Genomic DNA, 21,082 nt, shown 5'->3' on the forward strand with positions numbered 1-21,082 from the left:
GTCCCAGCCTAGGAGTGCGGCGCCCCCTCCGCTCAGCAAGATCAGCCGATCGGAGGAGACGCCGCCGGGAAACCTATCGAGCGCGGTTGACGGCGCTGTTCACGGCCTTGATCGAGGCGCTCACGATGTTTTCGTCGATGCCGACGCCCCACACCGTGCGGTCACCGACCTCGACCTCGACGTACGCCGCGGCCTGGGCGTCGCCGCCGGAGGTCAGCGCGTGCTCCTGATAGTCGAGGACCCGGGCCTTGACGCCCAGCGGCTCGATCGCCTGCACGAAGGCGTCGATCGGGCCGTTGCCGACGCCGACCAGCGGCCGCCGCTGGCCGCGGTGGAAGACCTCGACGTCGACCTCGACCTTGCCGTCCACGGTCGACGTGCGGAAGTCGACGACCTTGAAGGCGGAGCCGAGCTGGTGCTCGACCAGATATTCGGCCGCGAAGATGTCCCACATCTCCTGGGCGCTGACCTCGCCGCCCTCCTCGTCGGTGTGGTGCTGCACGACGCCGGAGAACTCGATCTGCAGCCGCCGCGGCATGTCGAGCTTGTGCTCTTCCTTCATGATGTACGCCACGCCGCCCTTACCGGACTGCGAGTTGACCCGGATGACCGCCTCGTAGCTGCGGCCCAGATCCTTCGGGTCGACCGGCAGGTAGGGCACACCCCAGGTGAACTTGTCGATGTCGGCACCGGCCGCGTCGGCGTCGGCCTGGAGGGCCGCGAAGCCCTTCTTGATCGCGTCCTGGTGCGAGCCTGAGAAGGCGGTGTAGACCAGATCGCCGACGTACGGGTGACGCTCGTGCACCGGCAGCTGGTTGCAGTACTCGACGGCGCGCTTGATCTCGTCGATGTCGGAGAAATTGATCATCGGGTCGATGCCCTGCGAGAACAGGTTGAGGCCCAGGGTGACCAGGTCGACGTTGCCGGTGCGCTCGCCGTTGCCGAACAGGCAGCCCTCGATGCGGTCGGCCCCGGCCAGCAGGCCCAGCTCGGCCGCGGCGACCGCGGTGCCGCGGTCGTTGTGCGGGTGCAGCGACAGCACCACCGACTCGCGGCGGGGCAGGTTGCGGTGCATCCACTCGATCGAGTCGGCGTAGACGTTCGGGGTGGCCATCTCGACGGTGGCCGGCAGGTTGATGATCAGCGGGCGGGCCGGCGTGGGGTCGATCACGTCGATCACGGCCGAGCAGATCTCCAGCGCGTACTCCAGCTCGGTGCCCGTGTAGGACTCCGGCGAGTATTCGTAGAAGATCTCGGTGTCCGGGGTGTGGATCTCGGCGTACTTCTGGCACAGGCGCGCGCCCGTGGTCGCGATGTCGGTGATGCCGTCCTTGTCCAGGCCGAAGACGACCCGGCGCTGGAGCGTGGACGTCGAGTTGTAGAAGTGCACGATCGCGCGCTTGGCGCCGCGGATCGACTCGAACGTGCGCTCGATCAGGTGCTCCCGGCACTGCACCAGCACCTGGATGGTGACGTCGTCGGGGATCAGGTCCTGCTCGATGAGCTGGCGGACGAAGTCGTAGTCGGTCTGGCTGGCGGCCGGGAAGCCGACCTCGATCTCCTTGTAGCCCATCTGGACCAGCAGCATGAACATGCGCCGCTTGCGCTCGGGGGACATCGGGTCGATCAGGGCCTGGTTGCCGTCGCGCAGGTCGACCGCGCACCAGCGCGGGGCGGCCTCGACGTGCTTGGCCGGCCATTGCCGGTCGGTCAGATCGACGGCGAATTGCTTCTGGTACGGCACGTAGCGCTCGAACGGCATCTTGCTGGCACGCTGCGACGCGAAGGGACTGGACTCGGACATGTGGAACTGCTCCTAAGAGGGCGAGGCGAGGAAGGCGGCGCGCGTCAACTCCGCGACGAGGTGCCGGCCTGGGATGGGGCCTCGTCGCGGCAGCGAAGAAGAAGGAACGCCTGCCACATGTCGGTTGCGACGTTACGCGCTCGGCAACAGCGTGGCCAGCAAGACGCCCGGATCGTGGGAAGTCACGCCGACGGCGCGAGCGAGGGCTGGGTCACCTGCGGGTTCACCGGCGGCGGGGCGTCCTGGCCCATCGGCGGCCCGGCGGTCACGGCGCCCGGCAGCTGCACGGTCGCCGGTCCGGTCGACTCACTGACCATCTTGAGCACACCGAAGCCGACCCGGGCCGCGGTCAGCACGCCGTCGGTCGAGTAGCAGTAGATGCCGATGTCGACCGGGTCGGCCAGCGACGCCGCGGTCGAGTCGACCGAGAAGCAGTCGCCCTTGGCGCCGGCCAGCGGCTGCACCTCGGTCACCGCGATCGCCGCCTGCCGGTCGGTGAACACGCTCAGCCACTGCCGGAACAGGCGCTGCACCTCGAGGTCGTACTCCTTGGGGACGCGCTTGCCCGGGGCGGCCAGCTTGACGCAGGTCGGCGTGATCGGGTTGGTGGCCGAGGAGATGGTGCACTGATAGACCCCGGTGGAGATCGAGACGAGCGACACGTCGGCCGTGCCGCCCAGCGCCCCGCCGCCGACGTCCACCTTCCACGTGCCGTCGGCGCCGACCGTGGCGACCACGTTGCGCACCTTTCCGCCGCCCTGATCCAGGGTGTAGAGCGCCGCGTAGGCCTTGTCCATGGCGGCCGCGGCCCGTCCGGCCAGCGCGACCCGGGCGTCCGGCGTGCCGGTGGCCGGGGGTGGCGCCGAGGCCGGCGACGTGGGCGTGGTGGTGCCGCCCGCGGCGTCGCCGCACGCGCCGACGGCCGTCACGAGGAGGACGGCGGCGGACAGAGGCATCAAGCGAGGGCGCACCGAGACATTCTCGCCTCCATCGGCCGTATCGCTCTGTCCGCACGTCGGCGTGTCGTGCGTGTCCCCGGTCGCGGCGGGCCGGATTCTGGGATCGCCTGTCGGCGTGCGAGGCGGTCACGGCTAGTGTGGTGGCGATTGTTTGTACGCCAAGGATTGGATCGCCGTGGCACTGGTGGTGCAGAAATACGGGGGCTCGTCCGTCGCGACCGCCGAGCGGATCAAGCGGGTCGCCGAGCGGATCGTCGCCGCCCGCAAGGCCGGTGACGACGTCGTCGTCGTGGTCTCCGCGATGGGTGACACCACCGACGAGCTCATGGACCTCGCCAACCAGGTGAGCCCGCTACCGCCCGGCCGCGAGCTCGACATGCTGCTCACCTCGGGTGAGCGCATCTCGATGGCGCTGCTGGCGATGGCCATCCACAACCTCGGGTACGAGGCGAGGTCGTACACGGGCTCGCAGGCCGGCGTGCTGACCACCTCGACCCACGGCAAGGCCCGGATCATCGACGTGACCCCCGGCCGCCTGCGCAGCGCGCTCGACGAGGGCGCGATCGCGATCGTGGCCGGCTTCCAGGGCGTCTCGCAGGACACCAAGGACATCACCACCCTGGGCCGCGGCGGCTCCGACACCACCGCGGTGGCGCTCGCCGCCGCCCTGCACGCCGACGTGTGCGAGATCTACACCGACGTGGACGGCGTCTTCACGGCCGACCCGCGGATCGTCCCCGACGCCAAGCACATCAAGCAGATCACGTACGAGGAGATGCTCGAGCTTGCCGCCGGTGGGGCGAAGGTGCTGATGTTGCGATGCGTGGAATACGCGCGCCGTTTCAAGGTACCCATCCACGTACGCTCTTCGTATTCCCACAAGCCCGGCACCCTGGTCACCGGATCGATGGAGGACCCTTCCGTGGAACAAGCGCTCATCACCGGGGTCGCACACGAGCGAAGCGAAGCCAAGATCACGATCGTCGGTGTCCCGGACGAGCCCGGCGCGGCCGGCCGCATCTTCGAGACCGTGGCCTCCGCCGAGATCAACATCGACATGATCGTGCAGAACGTGTCGACCGAGGGCACCGGGCGTACCGACATCTCGTTCACCCTGCCCAAGGCCGACGGCTCCACGGCGATGACCGCGCTCGACAAGATCAAGGACCAGGTGAAGTTCAAGAGCCTGCTCTTCGACGACCACGTCGGCAAGGTCTCGCTCATCGGCGCCGGCATGCGCTCGCACCCGGGCGTCGCGGCCTCCTTCTTCGCCTGCATCGGCGAGGCCGGTGTCAACATCGAGATGATCTCCACCTCGGAGATCAGGGTCTCCGTGGTCTGCCGTGACAGCGACCTCGACACCGCGGTCCGCGCCGTGCACGACCAGTTCGAGCTGGGCGGCGGCGAGCAGGCGGTGGTCTACGCGGGCACCGGCCGGTAAGACCGCCTGCCATGGCGCAGCCCACGCTCGCCGTCGTCGGAGCCACCGGCTCCGTCGGCACGGTCATGCTCGAGCTGCTCTCCTCCCGGCGCAACGTCTGGGGTGAGATCCGGCTGATCGCCTCGGCGCGGTCGGCCGGCAAGCAGCTGAGCTGTCGCGGGGAGCAGCTCACCGTCGCCGAGCTCACCCCCGAGGCGTTCGACGGGGTCGACGTCGCCATGTTCGACGTGCCCGACGACGTGTCGCGTGACTGGGCGCCGGTCGTCGCCGACCGTGGCGTGATCGTGGTGGACAACTCGGCCGCGTTCCGCATGGAGCCCGACGTCCCGCTCGTGGTGCCCGAGGTAAACCCCGACGCGCTGCGCCACCGCCCGCGCAACATCGTGGCCAACGCCAACTGCACGGTGATGGCGATGATCATGGCGATCGCCCCGCTGCACCGCGAGTACGGCCTGCGCGAGCTGGTCCTGGCCTCCTACCAGGCGGCCTCGGGGGCCGGCCAGTTCGGTGTGGACACCCTGCACGACCAGCTCAGCAAGGTCGCCGGCGACCGGCTGCTGGGTTCACGGCCGGGCAACGTGCGCCAGGCCGTCGGCGACGATCTCGGCCCGTTCTCGGCGCCCCTGGCGCTGAACGTGGTGCCCTGGTCGGGAGCGTTCGAAGCGCTCGGCTGGTCGTCCGAGGAGCTCAAGCTCCGCAACGAGTCCCGCAAGATCCTCCAGCTGCCGGCGCTGAAGGTCTCGGCCACCTGCGTCCGCGTCCCGGTGGTCACCGGCCACTCGATCGCGGTCCACGCCGTCTTCGGCTCCGAGGTCGACGCCGAGGGCGCCCGGCAGGCCCTGCGCAACGCGCCCGGGGTGATCCTGGTCGACGACCCCGAGGCGGGCGAGTTCCCGATGCCGATCGACGCGGTCGGCACCGACCCGTCCTGGGTGGGCCGCATCCGCCGGGCCATGGACGACCCGCGGGCCCTCGACCTCTTCGTCACCGGCGACAACATGCGCAAGGGCGCGGCCCTCAACACCGTGCAGATCGCGGAGATGTTGGCCGCCGAGCTCTCGAAACAGCCCGGCGGCTCTTGAGAACGATCAGGCCACGGCTTCCAGGTCGGCGCGGGTCAGCAGCGCGCGCAGCGTGATGCCGTCGGCGGCCAGCGCCTCGGTGCCGCCCTCCTGCCGGTCGATCACGCAGAGCGCGTGGTCGACGTGGGCGCCGAGCTTGCGCAGGTCGTTCGTCGAGATGACGACCTGGCCGCCCGAGGTCACCACGTCCTCGACCACCAGCACCCGGCGGCCGGCCACCTCGGCGCCCTCGGCCAGCCGCGCGGTGCCGTACTGCTTGGCCTGCTTGCGAACGAAGGCCGTGGGCAGACCGGCGTGCCGGGCCACCGCGGTCACCACGGCGATGCCGCCCATCTCGAGACCGGCCAGCACCTCGGTGCCCTCGGGGATCAGCACGGCCATCTGCTCGGCCAGCTTGTCGAGCAGCACCGGGTCGGCTTCGAACTGGTACTTGTCGAAGTACTCGTTCGCCACCCGGCCCGAGCGCAGGACGAACTCGCCGGTCAGCCGGCTCACGGCGCGGACCTGCCGCGCAAGGTCAGAGTCACTCACGAGGGACTAGCCTGTCAGGCCCCTCGGGGACGGACGACAGCACCCCACAAGCAACCACTCAGCAACCGACAAATCGTGCCGATCAGAGGATCATGCAGATCAACCCGCACCGCTGGTTCGGCGTGGGCCAGAGCAGCGCCCCCGACTCCGCCAAGGCGGGCGCCGAGGCCGCACACGCGGCCGTGGGTGGGCGTACGGCCAAGGCGGTCTTCGTCTTCGCCTCCGCGAGCCACGATCTGCCGGCCCTGCTGGCCGCCGTGCGGGCCGAGGCCGGCCCGGCGGCCGAGATCGTCGGCTGCACCACCATGGGCGAGCTGGGCAGCGCCGGGGTGACCGACGGCGGCGTGTCGGTCGCGGCCCTCGGCGGCGACGGCTTCACCGTGCGGGTGAAGGTCGCGCCGATCAACCCGTCCGACCCGCGGGCGGCCGGCGCGGCGGCGGCCGACGCCGTCCACGGCCTGCACGACGAGCACCAGGTGCTGATCCTGCTCTGCGAGGGCCTGTCCGGGCGCCCGCACGAGATCGTCCGGGGCGCCTACTCGGCTCTCGGCGCCACGATCCCGCTGGTCGGCGGCTTCTCGGCCGACGACCGGCGCTTCCAGCAGACCTTCCAGTTCTACGGCGACGAGGTGCTCAGCGGCGCCGTCATCGGCCTCGGGCTCGGCTCGGACGGCCCGATCGGCGTCGGCGTGGCCCACGGCTGGCGGCGCACCGAACCGCCCATGGTCGTCACCAAGAGCCACGGCCCGCACATCTACCAGCTCGACGGCCAGCCGGCGCTGGACGTGCTGCTGCGGCGCAACGACTTCGACGGCTCGGCCGAGGAGTTCTTCGACCGGGGACGGCAGTTGCAGCCGCTCGGGCTCTCCCGGCGCAGCGGCGAGGACATCCGGGTGATCCATGCCGGGGACGACGCCGAGCGCTCGGTCTGGGGCACGGCCGACGTGCCGCAGGGCGCGCTGGTCTGGCTCATGGAGGGCGACCGGCAGGCGCTGCTGGACGGCACCACCCAGTCCTGCGCCGAGGCGGTGGCCCAGCTCGAGCCGTTGCCGCCGCTCGGTGTGCTCGCCTTCGACTGCGGCGGCCGCCGGGCCGGCCTGATCGAGGGCGGGCTCGACGCCGAGATGCGGGCCATGCACGCGTCCCTGGGCGACGCACCGTACGCCGGCCTCTACACGCTGGGGGAGATCGCCCGGGTGCGCGGCGCGCTCGGCATGCACCATCTGACCCTCGTCACCCTCGCCCTGGCCTGACCCATGCTGGCCTGGTCGACGCATCAGCTCACCGAGTACTTCACCGCGGTCAACGCGGCCGAGGACGAGACGTCGGCCATCGCGAACGCGGTCGAGCGGGCGACCGAGATGGTCGACGCCGAGGTCGGCGCGGTCGTGCGCGAGGGTGGCGTGCACGGGGCGTACGGCTTCGGAAAGGTCGTGCCGGAAGTGGGCGTCCTGGAGGTCGCCGCCGGCCAGCCGATGCTCGTCGTGCCGAACGTGGGTGATCTGCACGCGGTCGCGAATCCGCTGGGCGACCAGGCCGGCGAGGCGCTGGTGGTGGCCCGGCTGGCCGAGCCGTTCGCGCCCGAGGAGCGGCAGATGCTCCAGGGCATGGGGCAGGTGCTGGGCCTGGCCCTGCGCAGCATCCGGGTGCTGGCCGCGGAACGTCACCTGCGGGCCGAGAAGGAGCGGCAGGCGACCTCCGCGCAGACCCGTCAGCGGCTCGTGGAGACGCTGTTGACGATCCAGCGGGGGATCTCGGCCCGGCGGCCGCTCCCGGAGATCCTGGACGCCGTGACCGGCGGCGCGGCCGAGCTGCTGGGCGGGGCCACGGTGACGCTGCTGCTGGCCGAGGGCGGTCAGGAGCGGCGGCTCACGATCGCCTCGACGTCGGGCGGCGGCGTGACGCCGCCGGAGGGGCTGGCCCGGGCGGCGATGGCGGGAGGATCGGCTCTCGTACGGGTCGACGCGCGCGGCCAGATGATCGCCGCCCCGGTGCGGGTCACCGGCGAGATGGCCGGCTGCCTGGTGGCCCTGCTCTGCGGGGTGACCGGCGAGGACACCGAGCGCAGCGACCAGCTGGCCGCCTTCGCCCAGCAGGTGAGCCTGGCCCTGACCGACGCCCGCACGGTCGAGGCGGTCCGCGAGGCCCACCACGATCCGGTCACCGGCCTGCCCAACCGGGCGCTGTTCCTGACCATCCTCAACCGGGTGCTGGCCTCGCGGGCGACCGTGGAGGACCCGACCAGCGTGCTCTTCGTCGATCTGGACCGGTTCAAGGCGGTGAACGACAGCCTCGGCCACGAGGCCGGCGACCAGCTGCTGGCGCTGGTGGCCCGGCGGCTGCGCGGATGCGTGCGGGCGAGCGACACCATCGCCCGGCTCGGCGGCGACGAGTTCGCGGCGCTGCTGCACGACTCGCCGGTGGAGGCGGCGACGCTGATCGGCGAGCGGATCGTGGCCGCGGTGAAGGAGCCGTTCCGGGTGGCCGGCCGGGAGATCTTCATCGGCGCCAGCGTCGGGGTGGCGGTCTCCCGCGAGGCTGAGCTGAAGCCGGAGGAGCTGCTGCACAACGCGGACGTGGCGATGTACCGGGCGAAGAAGGACGGCCCGGGCCGGGTGCTGGCCTACCAGCCGTACATGCACGCCGAGGCGCTCGACCACCTGAGCCTGCGCGGCGACCTGCAACGGGCGCTGCGCGACGGCGAGTTCCGCCTCCAATATCAGCCGCTGATCCGGCTCGCGGACGGCAAGCCGGTCGGCGCCGAGGCGCTGATCCGCTGGTACAGCCCGACCCGCGGGTTCGTCTCGCCGGTCGACTTCATCCCGATCGCCGAGGAGTTCGGGCTGATCGTCGACATCGGCCAGTGGGCGCTGGAGACGAGCGCGGTGCAGGTCGCCCGCTGGCGGCGCGACTTCCCCGACCTGGGGCTCAACGTGAACGTGTCGGGCCACCAGTTGGTCCATCCGCGCTTCGCCGACAACGTGATGAAGGCGCTGGCCATCGCCGGGCTGCCGTCGAGCGCGGTGACGCTGGAGCTGACCGAGTCGGTGCTGATGAGCGAGCCCGACCTGGGCAAGGCGGCGCTGCATCAGCTGCGCGGGCTGGGTGTGCAGCTTTCCATCGACGATTTCGGTACGGGCTACTCGTCGCTGGCCTACCTCCGCGAGCTCCCGGTCGACGAACTCAAGATCGACCGGGCCTTCATCGCGCGGGCCGAGCTCACCGGCGAGGATCTGGCCCTGGTGCGCACGATCGTGGAGCTTGCGCAGATCCTCGGCCTCAGGGTGGTCGCCGAGGGCATCGAGAACGCCGCTCAGCTGGCCGCCCTCAGGCGGCTGGGCTGCGGATATGGACAGGGATATCACCTGTGCCGCCCGACCGACCCGGCCGAGGTGCCGGCCAAACTGCTGCGCGCATCGATCGCCGTGCTGGGTTGATCTTCACCCGTTGGCGTACTTGATCACCGCTCTACCGCATGCGGGATCCTTGAGGGGTACTTTTCGGCTAATTGGTACATATGCCCCGGAAGGAAAATAACGGTGACACCCTTCGCGTTGCTCTTCCTGCTAGCCCTGGCCGGCTCCACGTGCTTCGCCCTCGGCCGCGCCCTCGGCCGCGGCGAGCGCTACGAGAAGGGCTACCGCGAGGGTTTCCGCGACGGCGAGACCGGCTCGCTGGCCCGCGCGGCGCGGCTCATCCAGCTCAACGACCGCCCGGCCATCGCACCGGCGATCGAGTCGATGCTCGGCCCGTACGCGGTCCCCCAGCAGCAGTTGCCGGGCCGCAGCGTGGGCCCGGCGGTCACCGCGGTTCCGGTGAGGCCGCAGCTGGCGCTCTGAATGGGGTACGGCGTGACGCCGTACCCCACGATCCTCAGAGCAGGTTGATGGCGGCGCTGGCCACGAAGCCGAGCACGGTGCCCACGATGGCGATGATGAGGCCCAGCTTGCCGAGCCGCTCACCGCGGCGCAGGGCCACCGCGCCGAAGACGATGCCAAGAACGCCGAGAAGCGGAACGAGAAGAAAACCGACCCCCGCCAGCACAAAGGCAGCGATGCTGAAGTTGTTCCCGACCGGCCGGGAGGGGTTGTAGGGCGGCGGCGCGGCCCCGTAGGGCACGTTCTGAGGCATCCCATAGGGCGGCTGCGCGGCGTTGACATAGGGCTGCCCACCCGGCGGATATCCACCCCCAGCCGGATATTGCCCCGCAGGCGGCTGGTCGGCGGCGGGCGGCGCGTAGTACGGCGGCTGACCCACGGGCGGCGGCGAATAAGGCGGCGGCAGCTCTCCGGCGGGCGGCGTGTAGTGCGGCGGCTGGCCGGTGGCGGGCGGCGCGTAGTGCGGCGGCTGGCCGGTGGCGGCCGGCGTGTAGTGCGGCGGCTGGTCGGTGGCGGGCGGCGCATAGTGCGGCGGCTGACCCGCTGCGGGCGGCCCGTAGTGCGGCGGCTGACCTCCGGGTGGTGGCGGATAAGGCGGCGGCAGCTCTCCGGCTGGCGGCGCGCTCGTGGGCGCCTGCCCAGCCGGCGGTGCGTAGTTGTATCCCGCGGTCGGGTCGGGCGCGGCCCACCCCGCCTGCGGTGCGGCGGCGAGCTGGCCGCAGGTGGCGCAGTAGCCGTTCGGCTGGATGGCCGTCGAGCCACAGTTGGCGCAGGTCATCGACTTCGTCTCCCGGGTGTCGGTGTCACCCAGGAGCGATCGGCCCTTCACGCGCCGACTTGAGACCCGCCACCCCTCGACATGCCGATCGGCATCAGCCGGCGACCGTGATGGTCGTCCCGGCCGGGTGGATCTCGGTCTCGCCGTCAGCCCGCGTGACGGTGATGGCGGCCGACGACGTCGCCTTGTCGCCCGGCTGGAGTGCCACCTGGCCCGGCGGGTCCATCACGAATGTGCCGTGCCCGTGCCGAACCTCGACCAAGCCTTCATTCCGCAGAAGCGAGAGCGCGCGGCGGATGGTCTCCCGGGCCAACCCGAACTCGTCATGCAGATCCTTCTCGGACGGCATCCGCTGACCGGGAACCAACTCCCCGCCACGAATGCGGCCGCGCAGCATGCCAGCCAGCTGCCGATATGCGGCACCTTCGCTGTCTCGCGTGATCATGCTCTTACCCTAGGTCAAGTGGGCTACCCGACTAGAGGGCTATACGTCTAGACGTCTAGAGGTGGCGGGCCGAGAATGGACTCGGGCAGCGCGGCCGGCAAGGTGTCTGGCTCGTGGCCGAGGCGCGGACTCGCGGCAGCGTCCCGCGCCTGCTCATCACCCTGGAACGCGCCGCTTCGTCCCGGCGGGCGACTTGACCGCCGACGGGCGGGGCCGTCAATTCTCGTGATCGGGTCGGCGAGTGCCGGGCGGTTCGCTGAGATCCAGGCCTCGATGTCGGCGATTCTCCAGACCCGGCCCTGGACGAGCTCGTCGTAGGGCTTCGGCCAGTCGGGGCGGAGGGCCAGCTGGTACACCCGCTGACGGGTGATCCCGCCCATGCGAGCCCGGATTTCGGCTATCCCCATCAAATTCCTAGTCATGGAGCTACTTTACAAGCGACTATCGTAAATGTCGTGCCTGCTCCGTGCCAACATCCCTGGAGGGGCCCCGTGCGGGAGCCCCTCCAGGCGTACATCTCAATCAGCCGAGCTGGCGGCGGACCTCAGCCGCCACACGGCCGCCCTCGGCGCGGCCCGCGACGGCGGCCTGCGCGGCCTTCATCGCCGGGCCCATCTGTGCCTTGCCGGTGAAGCCGCCGGCCGACAGGGCCTCGCGGACCAGGCCGGCGATCTCGTCGTCGGTGAGCTGCTTCGGCAGGTAACGCTCCAGCACCTCGCCCTCGGAACGCTCCTTGGACGCCTGCTCGGCGCGGCCCGCGTCGGCGAAAGCCGTGGCGGCCTCGCGGCGCTTCTTGGTCTCCCGGGTCAGGACCGCGAGGACCTCGTCGTCGGTGAGAGCACGGGCCTCGGAGCCGGCGACCTCGGCGTTGCGGACGGCGGCGAGGGCCATGCGCAGCGTGGAGGTGGTCAGCTCGTCGCGGCCCTTCATCGCGGCGTGCAGGTCATCGTTCAGGCGGTCCTTCAGCGTTCCCATGGACGGAGAAACTACTCTTTCGGTCATGCGTAAGCGCTCCTTTATCGCCCTGGGTGCCGGGGTGGCCGCCGCGGGCGGCGCGACCCTCGCCTATGCCTCGCTGGTCGAACGCAACCTGTTCACGCTGCGGCGCTTCGACGTGCCGGTGCTCGAACCGGACGCCGAGCCGCTGCGGATCCTGCACCTCTCGGACCTGCACATGATGCCCGACCAGCGACGCAAGCAGGCGTGGGTGGCCGCGCTGGGCGGCACCGACCCCGACTTGGTGATCGTCACCGGCGACAACATGGCGGACCCGGCCGCTGTTCCCGGCGTGCTGCGAGCGCTCGACCCGCTGCTGGAGGTGCCCGGCGCGTTCGTCTTCGGCTCGAACGACTACCGCGGCCCGCGCTGGAAGAACCCGCTGGAATACCTGATGCCCGAGCGCGAGTACGTGCAGGGCGTCGACCTGCCCACCGAGGACCTGAGGGCGGCCCTGACCGACGCGGGCTGGGCCGACCTGAACAACGCCCGCACCGTGCTGAAGGCGGGCGGCCGCTCGATCGAGCTGGCCGGCGTGGACGACCCGCACGTCGACCGCGACGACTACCCGTCCGTGGCCGGCCCGGTCTCCACCGGCGCCGACCTCCACCTGGGTGTCACACACACCCCGGCCTCCCACGTCCTCGACGCGATGGCCGCCGACGGTTTCGAGCTGCTGCTGGCCGGCCACACCCACGGCGGCCAGGTGTGCGTCCCGTTCTACGGAGCGCTCACCACGAACTGCGACCTGCCCACGTCGATGGCGAAGGGCCTGCACCGCTGGCCCGGCTCCGACTCGTGGCTCCACGTCTCGGCCGGCCTGGGCACCCACCCGACCGCCCCGATCCGCTTCGCCTGCCGCCCCGAGGCCTCGCTGCTCACTCTCATACCGCGCTGACCTGCGGTTTTACGCTTCCGGGGATACCGATTTCGCGTCCGGCGAGGCGTCGGATAGTATTTCCTGGCAGCTCGGGGTGTGGCGCAGCTTGGTAGCGCGCTTCGTTCGGGACGAAGAGGCCGTCGGTTCAAATCCGGCCACCCCGACCAAGAGCAGTGCAGGTCAGGCCCGGTTACCGGAAACGGTAACCGGGCCTGATGTCTTTCCGGCCCCAGCGGGGGCAGTGTCCGGTGAGGGCCGGCCGAGGGCTGGTTCTGGGGCATCGGAGCAGCACTCGGTTTGAGCGCGATGGCGCGCGGGGCCCGAGCTTCGGGGCGGGGCTGGTTCGCATCTCAATCGCGTGGGATTGACACATGTGCGGCGATGACATCTGTGGTAGTCGTCTGTAAAGTGGCTCCATGACTAGGCACTTGATGGGTGTGGCCGAGATTCGGGTTCGGCTGGGTGGGGTCAATCGGCAGCGCGTGGACCAGTTGGCCTGTCGTCCTGACTGGCCGGAGCCCTACGACGAACTCGTCCGAGGGCGAGTGTGGAGGATCGCTGACATCGAGGCCTGGATCAGGGTGCACCGGCCGGCGCTCGCCCGCCGCCGCGATTGACGGCGTGCGAGGATGCGCCGTGCGGATCTCCTGGGAGCAGCGGCGCGTGTGCCGGCGATTCGGCGTTCGAGGGCCCTGTCGAGAGGCCCGGAGCTGCTGCCCCTCAACGCCGTGCGCCATCTGCCGGTCGGAACGACGAATGGCTGGTACATCTACCGCGGCGAGGCTGCCGCTCCTGCGGATGACGACTTCTACAGCCCTCTCCACGTCGATCACCTGGGTGATCACACCCCGGAGCTGATCCCCTACTTGGCCTTGCCGCCGGGGTGGGCGGTGGTCCTCGCGCCCGGCTATGAGGACGTGTACTTCGACGAAGGCCTGATCACCGGGTAGCGGTCAAGGCTTCCAAGCGGCGGGCGATCTCGGTGGCCGGCTGGGTGGCGTCGATCTCGGCTGTGGCGGTGGCTCTGAGAAGGGGCTCGACGGCGGCCACGTTGGCCAGGATCTCGGCGCGGTCGGCGGGTGTCCTGCCGTACGGGTTGGTGGTTCTCGCCTGCACACGGGCCAGCAGGACGGCCGCGGGGGCACTCAGCAGCACGATGTGGTCGAAGAGTGGGTAGAAGCGGCCCTGGTTCGACTTGCAGCCGGCCACGAAGACGTCGGGTGTGGTGGTCAGCAGGTCCGTGATGGGGGCCGGTCGCCAGATCCAGTCGTCGCCCGCCCATTCGCTCCACTCGTCGGTGTCCGTGTCCACGGTGTGGTGGCCGCGCGCGGCCAGCAGGGCCAGGGCCGTCGACTTGCCGGTGCCGGACATTCCGGTGATCAGGATGCGGGGCATCCGCAAAAAGTACGGGCGGGACCTCCCGAAGGAAATCCCGCCCGCGATGTCGGAGCGTCAGCGGCCCGGAGGCTTGGGCTTGTTGCCGCCCGGCGGGGCGCCGCTCGGCGGGGTCTGCACGGCCTTGCCCTTGCTCACCTCGATGACGACCACGCCGCCCTTGATGGTCTTGCCGCCGGGGTCGGTGCCGGCCGCCGTTCCCTTCGGGCAGTCGGACTCGACCTCGTTGCCCACCACCGCGTCGAAGCCGGCGGACTCGATCTCGTCCTTGGCGTCGTCGATGGACTGGCAGGCCACGCGGGGGATGGAGCGCTGGTCGCCCTCGGCGATCTTCTTGCTGCCGGGGACCTTGAACTGCTCCTTCGGCTTGCCCTTCATGTAGTCGGCCAGCGTCTCGTAGACGGCCGGGTTGACCACGTCGTGGCTCATCCGGTCGGTGTGCTGGGGCCAGTCCGGATTGACCAGATATCCCGCCACGACCAGCTTCGTCGTGCCGGTGATCAGGGCCGCCGTCTTGTCGGCGTCGGTCGTTCCGGTCTTGCCGAACACCGGGTGCTTCACCGTCGACTTGACCGCGCGGGCCGTGGCGCCGTTGCAGTTGCCCAGCTGGGCCGAGTCGCCGACCGGGCAGCGGGTCGCGTCGAGCGTGGCCCGGGCGACGTCGGGGCTGGTGGCCCGGATGCAGCGCGGCTTGCCGATGTCGAGTTTCTCGCCGGACTGCGTGGTGATCTGCTCGATCGGGGTGGGCTCGCAGTGCATGCCGTCGCCGGGCAGGACGGCGAAGGCGTTCGCCATGTCGAGCGGCGTCGACGCCGACACGCCCAGGGTGAAGGCGCCCCACTGGTTGGCCGAGACCGCGTTGTTGGCGAAGTCGGCGTCCTGCTTCACGCGGAACTGCACGCCGAACCGCTTGGCCACGGCGACCACGTTCTCGGCGCCGACCCGCTCCTCCAGCGGCACGAAGTACGTGTTGATGGACTTACCGAAGGCCGTCCACATGTTGTAGACGCCCTCGCCGCCGCCACCGGAGTTGCTCGGGCACCAGAAGTGGGTGCCGGGGCAGGCCGAGTCGTTGCCCGAATCGATGATGTAGCCCGACTTGTAGCGTTTCTCCGCCTTGATCGGGTACGCCAGCGGGTAGCCCTTCTCCAGCGCCGCGACCATCGTGAACATCTTGAACACCGAGCCGGCCTGGTAGCCGCTGATGTCGCCACCGCCGGAGAGCAGCGGGTTGGTCGTGTTCGGGTAGGTGGCCCGTACGCCCTTCTTGGCCTTCTTCTTGTCCGACGACAGCGGGTTCTGCGGCTTCGACGGGTCGTCCAGCTTGTAGCGCCGGTTGGCCGACAGGATGCGGACCTTGCCGTTGCCGGGCTCGACGCCGGAGATCAGGAGCGCGTTCTTGTTGTTGAGCGAGATGTGCTCGGAGATGCGCTTGCGGGCGTCCGCCGTGCCCTTGACGTCCATCGTCGTGACGATGCGGTAGCCGCCGCTCTTCAGCCGGCGCTCACGGTCGTACGTCGTCGCCCCGAACGACTCCTGGCTCATCCACCACCGGTAGAAGTAGTCGCAGAAGAAGCCCCAGTTGTTGTTGGCCACCGAGACGCAGCCGTTGCTGATCGGCTTGACCTTGCGCGGGATGGCTTCCTTGACCGCCTTGTCGGCCTGGACCTGGGTGATCATCCCGGCCTCGACCATGCCGGGGATGATGTAGTTGTTCCGGCGGTCGCGGATCTGCGGGTAGCCCTCGGAGCTGGTGGGGTTGAAGCTGGTCGGCGCCTTGACCATGCCGGCCAGCATGGCCGCCTGGCCGATCGTCAGGTCCTTGGGCTTCTTGTTGAAGTAGACCTGGCTGGCCGCGTAGACGCCGTACGCCTGGTTGCCGAAGGGCGCGATGTTCAGGTAGCGCTCGAGGATCTGGTCCTTCGACAGCTCCTTCTCCACCTGCAGCGCGTACTTCATCTCGTTGACCTTGCGCTTCGGCGTGTCCTTGGTGGCGTCGACGACCTCCTGCGGGTTGGTCGCCGAGTACGCCAGCGAGAGGCGCACGTACTGCATCGTGATGGTCGACGCGCCCTGCTTGGACTCGGACTTGCCGCTGTTGCTGACGAACGCGCGGGCGACACCCTTGAGGTCGACGCCGTTGTGGTTGTAGAACTCCCGGTCCTCGGCGGCCACGATCGCGTCGCGCATGAACTTCGAGATGTCCTTGATCGGGACATCGCTGCGGAACTCGTCGTAGAACTGCGAGATCTGCGTCCGGCCGTCGCGGGCGTAGATGCGGGTGATCTGCGGGGAGCTGAAATCTTTGAGCTCGCTGGGCAGCTGCGCGAAGGTCTCGCCACCGGCCTTGGCGGCCAGTCCGGACATGGCGGCCGCGGGGAAAGCGGCGGCCGCGACGACGACGCCGGCGAGTAAACCGCAGATCAGCAACGAGGTCGCATTGGCGAAGATGTTGTGATCGCGTCTGCGCATCCAGGAGGTCACCCGAGCAGGGTACGCGAGGACCGCACGTAACCGCGCGTTCAGAGAGCCCACTTTCAGTCTGCCCTAACGGGGGATCTTTCGTGGGGATTTGTGAAGTAGGCTTCGCGGCCTTTGCCCGGAAGAGCCGGGCTGTAGGTATTTGAGGGACAACGTTGCGTAATCGCCCAACTACAGAGCATGATGGTCCGAGCACGACGTCCACGTGGCTCAGGGGGACACACACACGCCCCGCGGACGTCAGGGGGTAACGCTAGGGGGGACGTTTACAGATGGGGATGATCAGCGACTGGCCCAGCATGGCCGCGTGTCAGAGTGGCGACCCTGACGCGCTTTTCGTGCAGGGCGCCGAGCAGAACGTGGCGAAGAGGATCTGCCGCAGCTGCCCGGTTCGCTACGAATGCCTCGCCGATGCCCTGGACAACCGGATCGAGTTCGGCGTCTGGGGAGGAATGACCGAACGGGAGAGGCGGGCGCTGCTGCGCCGCCACCCGCACGTGGCGAGCTGGCGAAAGATGTTCGAGGCCGCGATGAAGGACAAGGGCGCCGACAAGGTGCTCGTCCCGACCCGCTGACCCGCTAGGCGAGAAGCGCGCCGATCGTCCGCAGCCCGTCGACGTCATGAACGTCGGCGGGCTGCGCCGTGACGGAGACGGCCGGAACGGCCGGGAAAGCGTCGGTGAAGGTGGCGGCCACGCGCTGCTCGCGCTCGGTCTGCCGGACGAGGTTGGCGTGGATCCGCAGAGCGCCGGCGGTCAGCTGGTTTTCGCCCGAGGCGTCCAGCTCGGCGGCGGCGGCCTCGCTCCGGTCGGCCGGCAGGCCGGCCACCTCGGAACGGTGCATCCGGTTGAGCACCAGGCCGGCCAGCGGCATCCGCTCGGCGACCAGGCGCTCGGCGAAATACGCGGCCTCGCGCACGGCGTCGCGCTCCGGGGCCGCGACCAGCAGAAACGCGGTCTGGGGATCCTGCAGGATGCGGTACGTCTCGTCGGCCCGCTGCCGGAAGCCGCCGAACATCGAGTCGAGCGCGGCCACAAAGCCCGACAGATCAGTGAGCAACTGGGCGCCGAGGACCTTCTGCACCGTACGGGAGAAAAGCCCGAAAGACGCGGTGACCAGGCTGAACATGCTGCGGCCGCCGGAGCGGGCCGGCGCCAGCAGCATGCGCAGCATGCGGCCGTCGAGGAACCGGGAGAGCCGGGCCGGCGCGTCCAGGAAGTCGAGCGCCGAGCGTGACGGCGGGGTGTCGACGACGATGAGGTCCCACTCGTCGGTGGAGCGCAGCTGGCCCAGCTTCTCCATCGCCATGTATTCCTGCGTGCCGGCGAAGGTCGAGCTCATGGCCTGGTAGAACGGGTTCGCGAAGATCTCGGCGGCGCGCTGCGGCGTGGTGTGCTGCTGCACCACCTCGTCGAAGGTGCGCTTCATGTCGAGCATCATGGCGTGCAACTCGCCGCCGTTCTCGCCGTCGATGCCCTTGACCTGGCGCGGCGTGTTGTCGAGCTCGCTGAGACCCATCGACTGCGCCAGCCGCCGGGCCGGGTCGATGGTGAGCACGACGGTGCGGCGGCCGTGCACCTCGGCCGCCCGCAGGCCGATGGCGGCGGCGGTGGTCGTCTTGCCCACCCCGCCGGCGCCGCAGCAGACCACGATCCGGATGGCCGGATCGGCGAGAAGACCGTCGACGTCCAGCACCTCACCCACTACTCCAGAGTAGTCCGTACTTGATCCCGCGGACGGCGACTGTGTCCCGGCCCGCATCACGCGCGCATCAGGGCCGCGGCCAGCTCGTCGAGCCCGGCCTGGTCGACGCCGCGTGGCAGCAGGGGCAGCTCGACCAGGGGCAACCCGCTCTCGGTGAGCTCCTGGCGCAGCGTCTCCTCCAGCTCCTGCCGGGTGAGATAGTCCTTCACCTCGGTGGCCAGGCCGGTCACGGTGCCGGCGTCGGTCGGCAGGCCGGCCTCGGCCAGGCCGCGCTTGAGCTCGGCCTTCGTCACCCGTCCGGCGGTCACCAGCGCGGGGCGGGTGGCGTTCAGGATGATCCGGCCGACCGGGATGCGCAGGGCGTTCAGCTCGGCGATGGCGTCGAGCGTCTCCTGCACCGGCATCTCCTCGAGCAGCGTCACCACGTGCACCGACGAGATGGGCGAGCGCAGCAGGGCGGCCACGCTGTCGCTCTGTGTCTTGATCGGGCCGACCTTGGCCAGCTTGGCCGTCTCGGCCGTGACGTTGAGGAAGCGGCCGATGCGGCCGGTCGGAGGAGCGTCGAGGACCACGGCGTCGTACGCCCTCTTGCCGTCCTGGGAACGGGTGGTGGCCTCTTTCACCTTGCCGGTGAGCAGCACGTCACGCAGGCCCGGCGCGATGGTGGTGGCGAAGTCGATCGCGCCCACCTTGCGCAGCGCCCGGCCGGCCGCGCCCAGGTGGTAGAACATGTCGAGATATTCGAGCAGGGCCTCTTCGGGGTCGACGGCCAGCGCGCGCACCTCGCCGCCGCCCGCGACCTTGGCGATCCGCAGCTCCTTGTAGGGCAGCGGCTCGGTCTCGAAGAGCTGGGCGATGCCCTGCCGGCCCTCCACCTCGACCAGCAGCGTGCGCTTGCCGCCGGCGGCCAGGCCCAGGGCCAGCGCCGCGGCCACGCTGGTCTTGCCCGTGCCGCCCTTGCCGGTCACCACGTGCAGCCGCGCCGGCCACCTGCTCACTCGCTCGCCCATGGAATCAAAGGTAACGGGACGTCCTCAGCCGGTGACCTCGCAGACCAGCCAGCCGGTCTTGCGGATCACGGTGAACCGCAGGTCCTGGGCGGCGGTCTTCTCGTCGGCGGTCGACATGGTGACCTGCACCGCAACCGTCGCGCGGTCGTCGCCGTCGCCGGCCACCGCCGGCTCGGCCCAGCGGAACACCGGCTCCTGATATCCGGCGGCGTACGCCTTGATCTCGTCGACCCGCTCGGCGATCTTCTGCTTGTCGCGGGCCTCGCGGCAGACCAGGTCGTCGGCGGCGGCCGCGTCCTGCTGGCTGTAGACGGCGGTCAGGAAGCGGTCGACCGCGGTCGCCGCGTCGGGCGAGCCCGGGTTGTCGGCGTTGCGGAGAAGGAAATAGGCCGAGAGGGCGCCGCCACCGCAGAGCAGGATGGTGCCGACCAGCGCCACCGAGACCCAGACGGCGCCCCGGCGCGATCTCGGCTGCTGCGGCGGACCGGCCCAGATCGGCTCGGGCTGGGGCAGCGGAACCGGCGGCGGGATCGAGTGTTGATAGGCCAGGTGCTCCGGCGGGGTGGTCTGCCACTGGCCGGGCGCCTCGTGCTGGGCGTGCCACGGCGAGGTCGGCGGCGGCGCCTGCCAGCCGGCGTCGGCCGGGATGACCTGGGTCTCCTCGTGGGAGGCGGCCTCGCCGGAGTACGCCCCGGGTGGCGGCCACTCCAGCTCGGCGGGCGCGGGCGCTGCGTCGATGAAGGAGGAGGACACATGTGGGGGCTCGGGCGTCGGGATCGGCTCGTCCGGCGGGATGGGCTGCGGCGGCTCGGGGTCGGGCACGGGCACCGGCGCGGGCTCCGGGTGCCCCGGTTGGCCGCCCTGCGGGTGCGTCATGTCGCCCTCCGTGATGTGACGTGTCCGGCTTGCTCAGCCTAGTCAAATCGGCACGATCGTGGGCCCTAAGCTGGGCGCGTTACCGACGATCAGGGGAGTAGCAGCGATGCCGAAGTGGGAGTACGTGACCGTGCCTCTGCTGGTCCACGCGACCAAGCAGATCCTCGACAACTGGGGCGAGGACGGCTGGGAGCTGGTTCAGGTCGTTCCGGGGCCGAACCCGGACCAGTTGGTGGCCTACATGAAGCGGGAGAAATCGTGACGCTGCCGATCGCCGGCGAGGGCGGCGTGGACGCGTACGCCAAGCTCGCCGAACTGGGTCTGACCCTGCCGTCCGTGGTGCCGCCGCTGGCGTCCTACGTCCCGGCCGTGCAAACGGGCAATTACGTGTACGTCTCCGGGCAGCTTCCGCTGGTCGAGGGCAAGCTGCCGTACGAGGGCAAGGTCGGCGCCGAGGTCACGCCCGAGCAGGGCACCGAGCTGGCCCGGTACTGCGCGGTCAACGCGCTCGCCGCGATCGAGTCGCTGGTCGGCCTGGGCCGCGTCGGCAAGATTGTGAAGCTGACCGGCTTCGTGGCGTCGGCCCCCGGTTTCACTGGTCAGCCCGCTGTCGTCAACGGGGCGTCGAATCTGTTCGGCGACGTCTTCGGCGAGCAGGGCCGGCACGCCCGCAGCGCGGTCGGCGTGGCCGAGCTGCCGTTGAACGCGCCGGTCGAGGTCGAGGTCATCGTCGAACTGGCCGAGTAGCTGTACCGGTTAACAAAACTGGATCTCTCAGCCTTTTTGGTTGCTATCCGTAACCTGAGCGGGCACTGAGATCGC

General features: G+C 70.1%; 22 protein-coding genes and 1 tRNA gene. 11 read left to right on the top strand and 12 right to left on the bottom strand.

Annotation, left to right across the window (positions count from 1 at the left end; all coding sequences use genetic code 11):
* Positions 1-73: 73 nt before the first annotated feature.
* Both leuA and ACFY36_RS34610 read right to left on the bottom strand, forming a co-directional pair.
* A complete protein-coding gene (gene leuA / locus ACFY36_RS34605; RefSeq protein ID WP_499750113.1) occupies positions 74-1,804 on the bottom strand; it encodes a 2-isopropylmalate synthase in 1,731 nt (576 codons plus the stop codon).
* Between the two features lie 182 nt (positions 1,805-1,986).
* Complete coding sequence (locus ACFY36_RS34610; protein ID WP_499750114.1) at positions 1,987-2,760, bottom strand: hypothetical protein; 774 nt, start codon at positions 2,758-2,760, stop codon at positions 1,987-1,989.
* A 178-nt stretch (positions 2,761-2,938) separates the two neighbouring features.
* On the opposite strand from ACFY36_RS34610, the gene ACFY36_RS34615 reads away from it, so the two are divergent.
* Together ACFY36_RS34615 and ACFY36_RS34620 are read left to right on the top strand one after the other, a co-directional pair.
* Positions 2,939-4,204 carry an aspartate kinase gene (locus ACFY36_RS34615; RefSeq protein WP_498692942.1) on the top strand — a complete coding sequence of 422 codons (1,266 nt, stop codon included), beginning with the start codon at positions 2,939-2,941 and terminating at the stop codon, positions 4,202-4,204.
* Positions 4,205-4,215: 11 nt separating this feature from the next.
* The gene (locus ACFY36_RS34620; RefSeq protein WP_499750115.1) at positions 4,216-5,286 is read left to right on the top strand and encodes an aspartate-semialdehyde dehydrogenase; all 1,071 of its coding nucleotides are present in this window, start codon (positions 4,216-4,218) and stop codon (positions 5,284-5,286) included.
* Positions 5,287-5,292: 6 nt separating this feature from the next.
* Here the strand turns inward: ACFY36_RS34620 and pyrE are convergent, their stop codons facing one another.
* A complete protein-coding gene (gene pyrE, locus ACFY36_RS34625) occupies positions 5,293-5,817 on the bottom strand; it encodes an orotate phosphoribosyltransferase (protein ID WP_499750116.1) in 525 nt (174 codons plus the stop codon).
* A 92-nt stretch (positions 5,818-5,909) separates the two neighbouring features.
* Here pyrE and ACFY36_RS34630 point away from each other — a divergent pair, with 92 nt between their 5' ends.
* From ACFY36_RS34630 to ACFY36_RS34640, 3 genes are all read left to right on the top strand, one after another.
* Positions 5,910-7,070, top strand: a complete 1,161-nt coding sequence (locus ACFY36_RS34630) for an FIST signal transduction protein (protein WP_499750117.1) — start codon at positions 5,910-5,912, stop codon at positions 7,068-7,070.
* 3 nt (positions 7,071-7,073) lie between these two features.
* Positions 7,074-9,254, top strand: coding sequence for a putative bifunctional diguanylate cyclase/phosphodiesterase (locus ACFY36_RS34635; protein ID WP_499750118.1), 2,181 nt, complete (start codon positions 7,074-7,076; stop codon positions 9,252-9,254).
* 102 nt (positions 9,255-9,356) lie between these two features.
* The gene (locus ACFY36_RS34640) at positions 9,357-9,656 is read left to right on the top strand and encodes a hypothetical protein (RefSeq protein WP_097317520.1); all 300 of its coding nucleotides are present in this window, start codon (positions 9,357-9,359) and stop codon (positions 9,654-9,656) included.
* A gap of 34 nt (positions 9,657-9,690) precedes the next feature.
* On the opposite strand, the gene ACFY36_RS34645 is transcribed toward ACFY36_RS34640, so the two are convergent.
* The 4 genes from ACFY36_RS34645 to ACFY36_RS34660 form a co-directional block, all read right to left on the bottom strand.
* A complete protein-coding gene (locus ACFY36_RS34645; protein WP_499750119.1) occupies positions 9,691-10,524 on the bottom strand; it encodes a DUF4190 domain-containing protein in 834 nt (277 codons plus the stop codon).
* Positions 10,525-10,567: 43 nt separating this feature from the next.
* Complete coding sequence (locus ACFY36_RS34650) at positions 10,568-10,918, bottom strand: GntR family transcriptional regulator (RefSeq protein WP_499750120.1); 351 nt, start codon at positions 10,916-10,918, stop codon at positions 10,568-10,570.
* Between the two features lie 47 nt (positions 10,919-10,965).
* Positions 10,966-11,340, bottom strand: a complete 375-nt coding sequence (locus ACFY36_RS34655; protein ID WP_499750121.1) for a helix-turn-helix transcriptional regulator — start codon at positions 11,338-11,340, stop codon at positions 10,966-10,968.
* Between the two features lie 100 nt (positions 11,341-11,440).
* A complete protein-coding gene (locus ACFY36_RS34660; protein WP_499750122.1) occupies positions 11,441-11,893 on the bottom strand; it encodes a GatB/YqeY domain-containing protein in 453 nt (150 codons plus the stop codon).
* Between the two features lie 25 nt (positions 11,894-11,918).
* Here ACFY36_RS34660 and ACFY36_RS34665 point away from each other — a divergent pair, with 25 nt between their 5' ends.
* The 3 genes from ACFY36_RS34665 (at position 11,919) to ACFY36_RS34675 (ending at position 13,744) form a co-directional block, all read left to right on the top strand.
* Complete coding sequence (locus ACFY36_RS34665; RefSeq protein WP_499750123.1) at positions 11,919-12,812, top strand: metallophosphoesterase; 894 nt, start codon at positions 11,919-11,921, stop codon at positions 12,810-12,812.
* Positions 12,813-12,884: 72 nt separating this feature from the next.
* A tRNA-Pro gene (locus tag ACFY36_RS34670) sits at positions 12,885-12,961 on the top strand.
* Positions 12,962-13,423: 462 nt separating this feature from the next.
* A complete protein-coding gene (locus ACFY36_RS34675) occupies positions 13,424-13,744 on the top strand; it encodes an immunity protein Imm33 domain-containing protein (protein WP_499750124.1) in 321 nt (106 codons plus the stop codon).
* Here the strand turns inward: ACFY36_RS34675 and ACFY36_RS34680 are convergent.
* Both ACFY36_RS34680 and ACFY36_RS34685 read right to left on the bottom strand, forming a co-directional pair.
* A complete protein-coding gene (locus tag ACFY36_RS34680) occupies positions 13,734-14,189 on the bottom strand; it encodes an AAA family ATPase (RefSeq protein WP_499750125.1) in 456 nt (151 codons plus the stop codon). The two genes, ACFY36_RS34675 and ACFY36_RS34680, sit on opposite strands and share 11 nt — an antisense overlap.
* 57 nt (positions 14,190-14,246) lie before the next feature.
* The gene (locus ACFY36_RS34685; protein ID WP_499750126.1) at positions 14,247-16,661 is read right to left on the bottom strand and encodes a transglycosylase domain-containing protein; all 2,415 of its coding nucleotides are present in this window, start codon (positions 16,659-16,661) and stop codon (positions 14,247-14,249) included.
* 281 nt (positions 16,662-16,942) lie between these two features.
* Between ACFY36_RS34685 and ACFY36_RS34690 the strand changes: the two genes are divergently transcribed.
* Positions 16,943-17,245, top strand: coding sequence for a WhiB family transcriptional regulator (locus tag ACFY36_RS34690; protein ID WP_097317528.1), 303 nt, complete (start codon positions 16,943-16,945; stop codon positions 17,243-17,245).
* A gap of 4 nt (positions 17,246-17,249) precedes the next feature.
* On the opposite strand, the gene bagB is transcribed toward ACFY36_RS34690, so the two are convergent.
* From bagB to ACFY36_RS34705, 3 genes are read right to left on the bottom strand one after another with little or no spacing between them, the layout of a single operon-like run.
* Complete coding sequence (gene bagB / locus ACFY36_RS34695) at positions 17,250-18,374, bottom strand: ATPase BagB (protein ID WP_499750127.1); 1,125 nt, start codon at positions 18,372-18,374, stop codon at positions 17,250-17,252.
* Between the two features lie 56 nt (positions 18,375-18,430).
* Positions 18,431-19,384 (bottom strand): ATPase BagA, encoded by a 954-nt coding sequence (gene bagA, locus ACFY36_RS34700; protein ID WP_499750128.1) that lies wholly within the window; start codon positions 19,382-19,384, stop codon positions 18,431-18,433.
* A gap of 24 nt (positions 19,385-19,408) precedes the next feature.
* The gene (locus ACFY36_RS34705; RefSeq protein WP_499750129.1) at positions 19,409-20,260 is read right to left on the bottom strand and encodes an Rv0361 family membrane protein; all 852 of its coding nucleotides are present in this window, start codon (positions 20,258-20,260) and stop codon (positions 19,409-19,411) included.
* A 106-nt stretch (positions 20,261-20,366) separates the two neighbouring features.
* Here ACFY36_RS34705 and sp36 point away from each other — a divergent pair, with 106 nt between their 5' ends.
* Together sp36 and ACFY36_RS34715 are read left to right on the top strand one after the other, a co-directional pair.
* On the top strand, positions 20,367-20,522 hold the full coding sequence (gene sp36 / locus ACFY36_RS34710) for a Sp36 family protein (protein WP_097317531.1): 156 nt from the start codon (positions 20,367-20,369) through the stop codon (positions 20,520-20,522).
* On the top strand, positions 20,519-21,007 hold the full coding sequence (locus ACFY36_RS34715) for a RidA family protein (protein WP_499750130.1): 489 nt from the start codon (positions 20,519-20,521) through the stop codon (positions 21,005-21,007). The genes sp36 and ACFY36_RS34715 overlap by 4 nt, the downstream gene beginning before the upstream one ends.
* Positions 21,008-21,082: the final 75 nt, after the last annotated feature.

The sequence above is a fragment of the Actinoplanes sp. NPDC000266 genome (assembly GCF_042899005.1).
GTDB lineage: Bacteria > Actinomycetota > Actinomycetes > Mycobacteriales > Micromonosporaceae > Actinoplanes.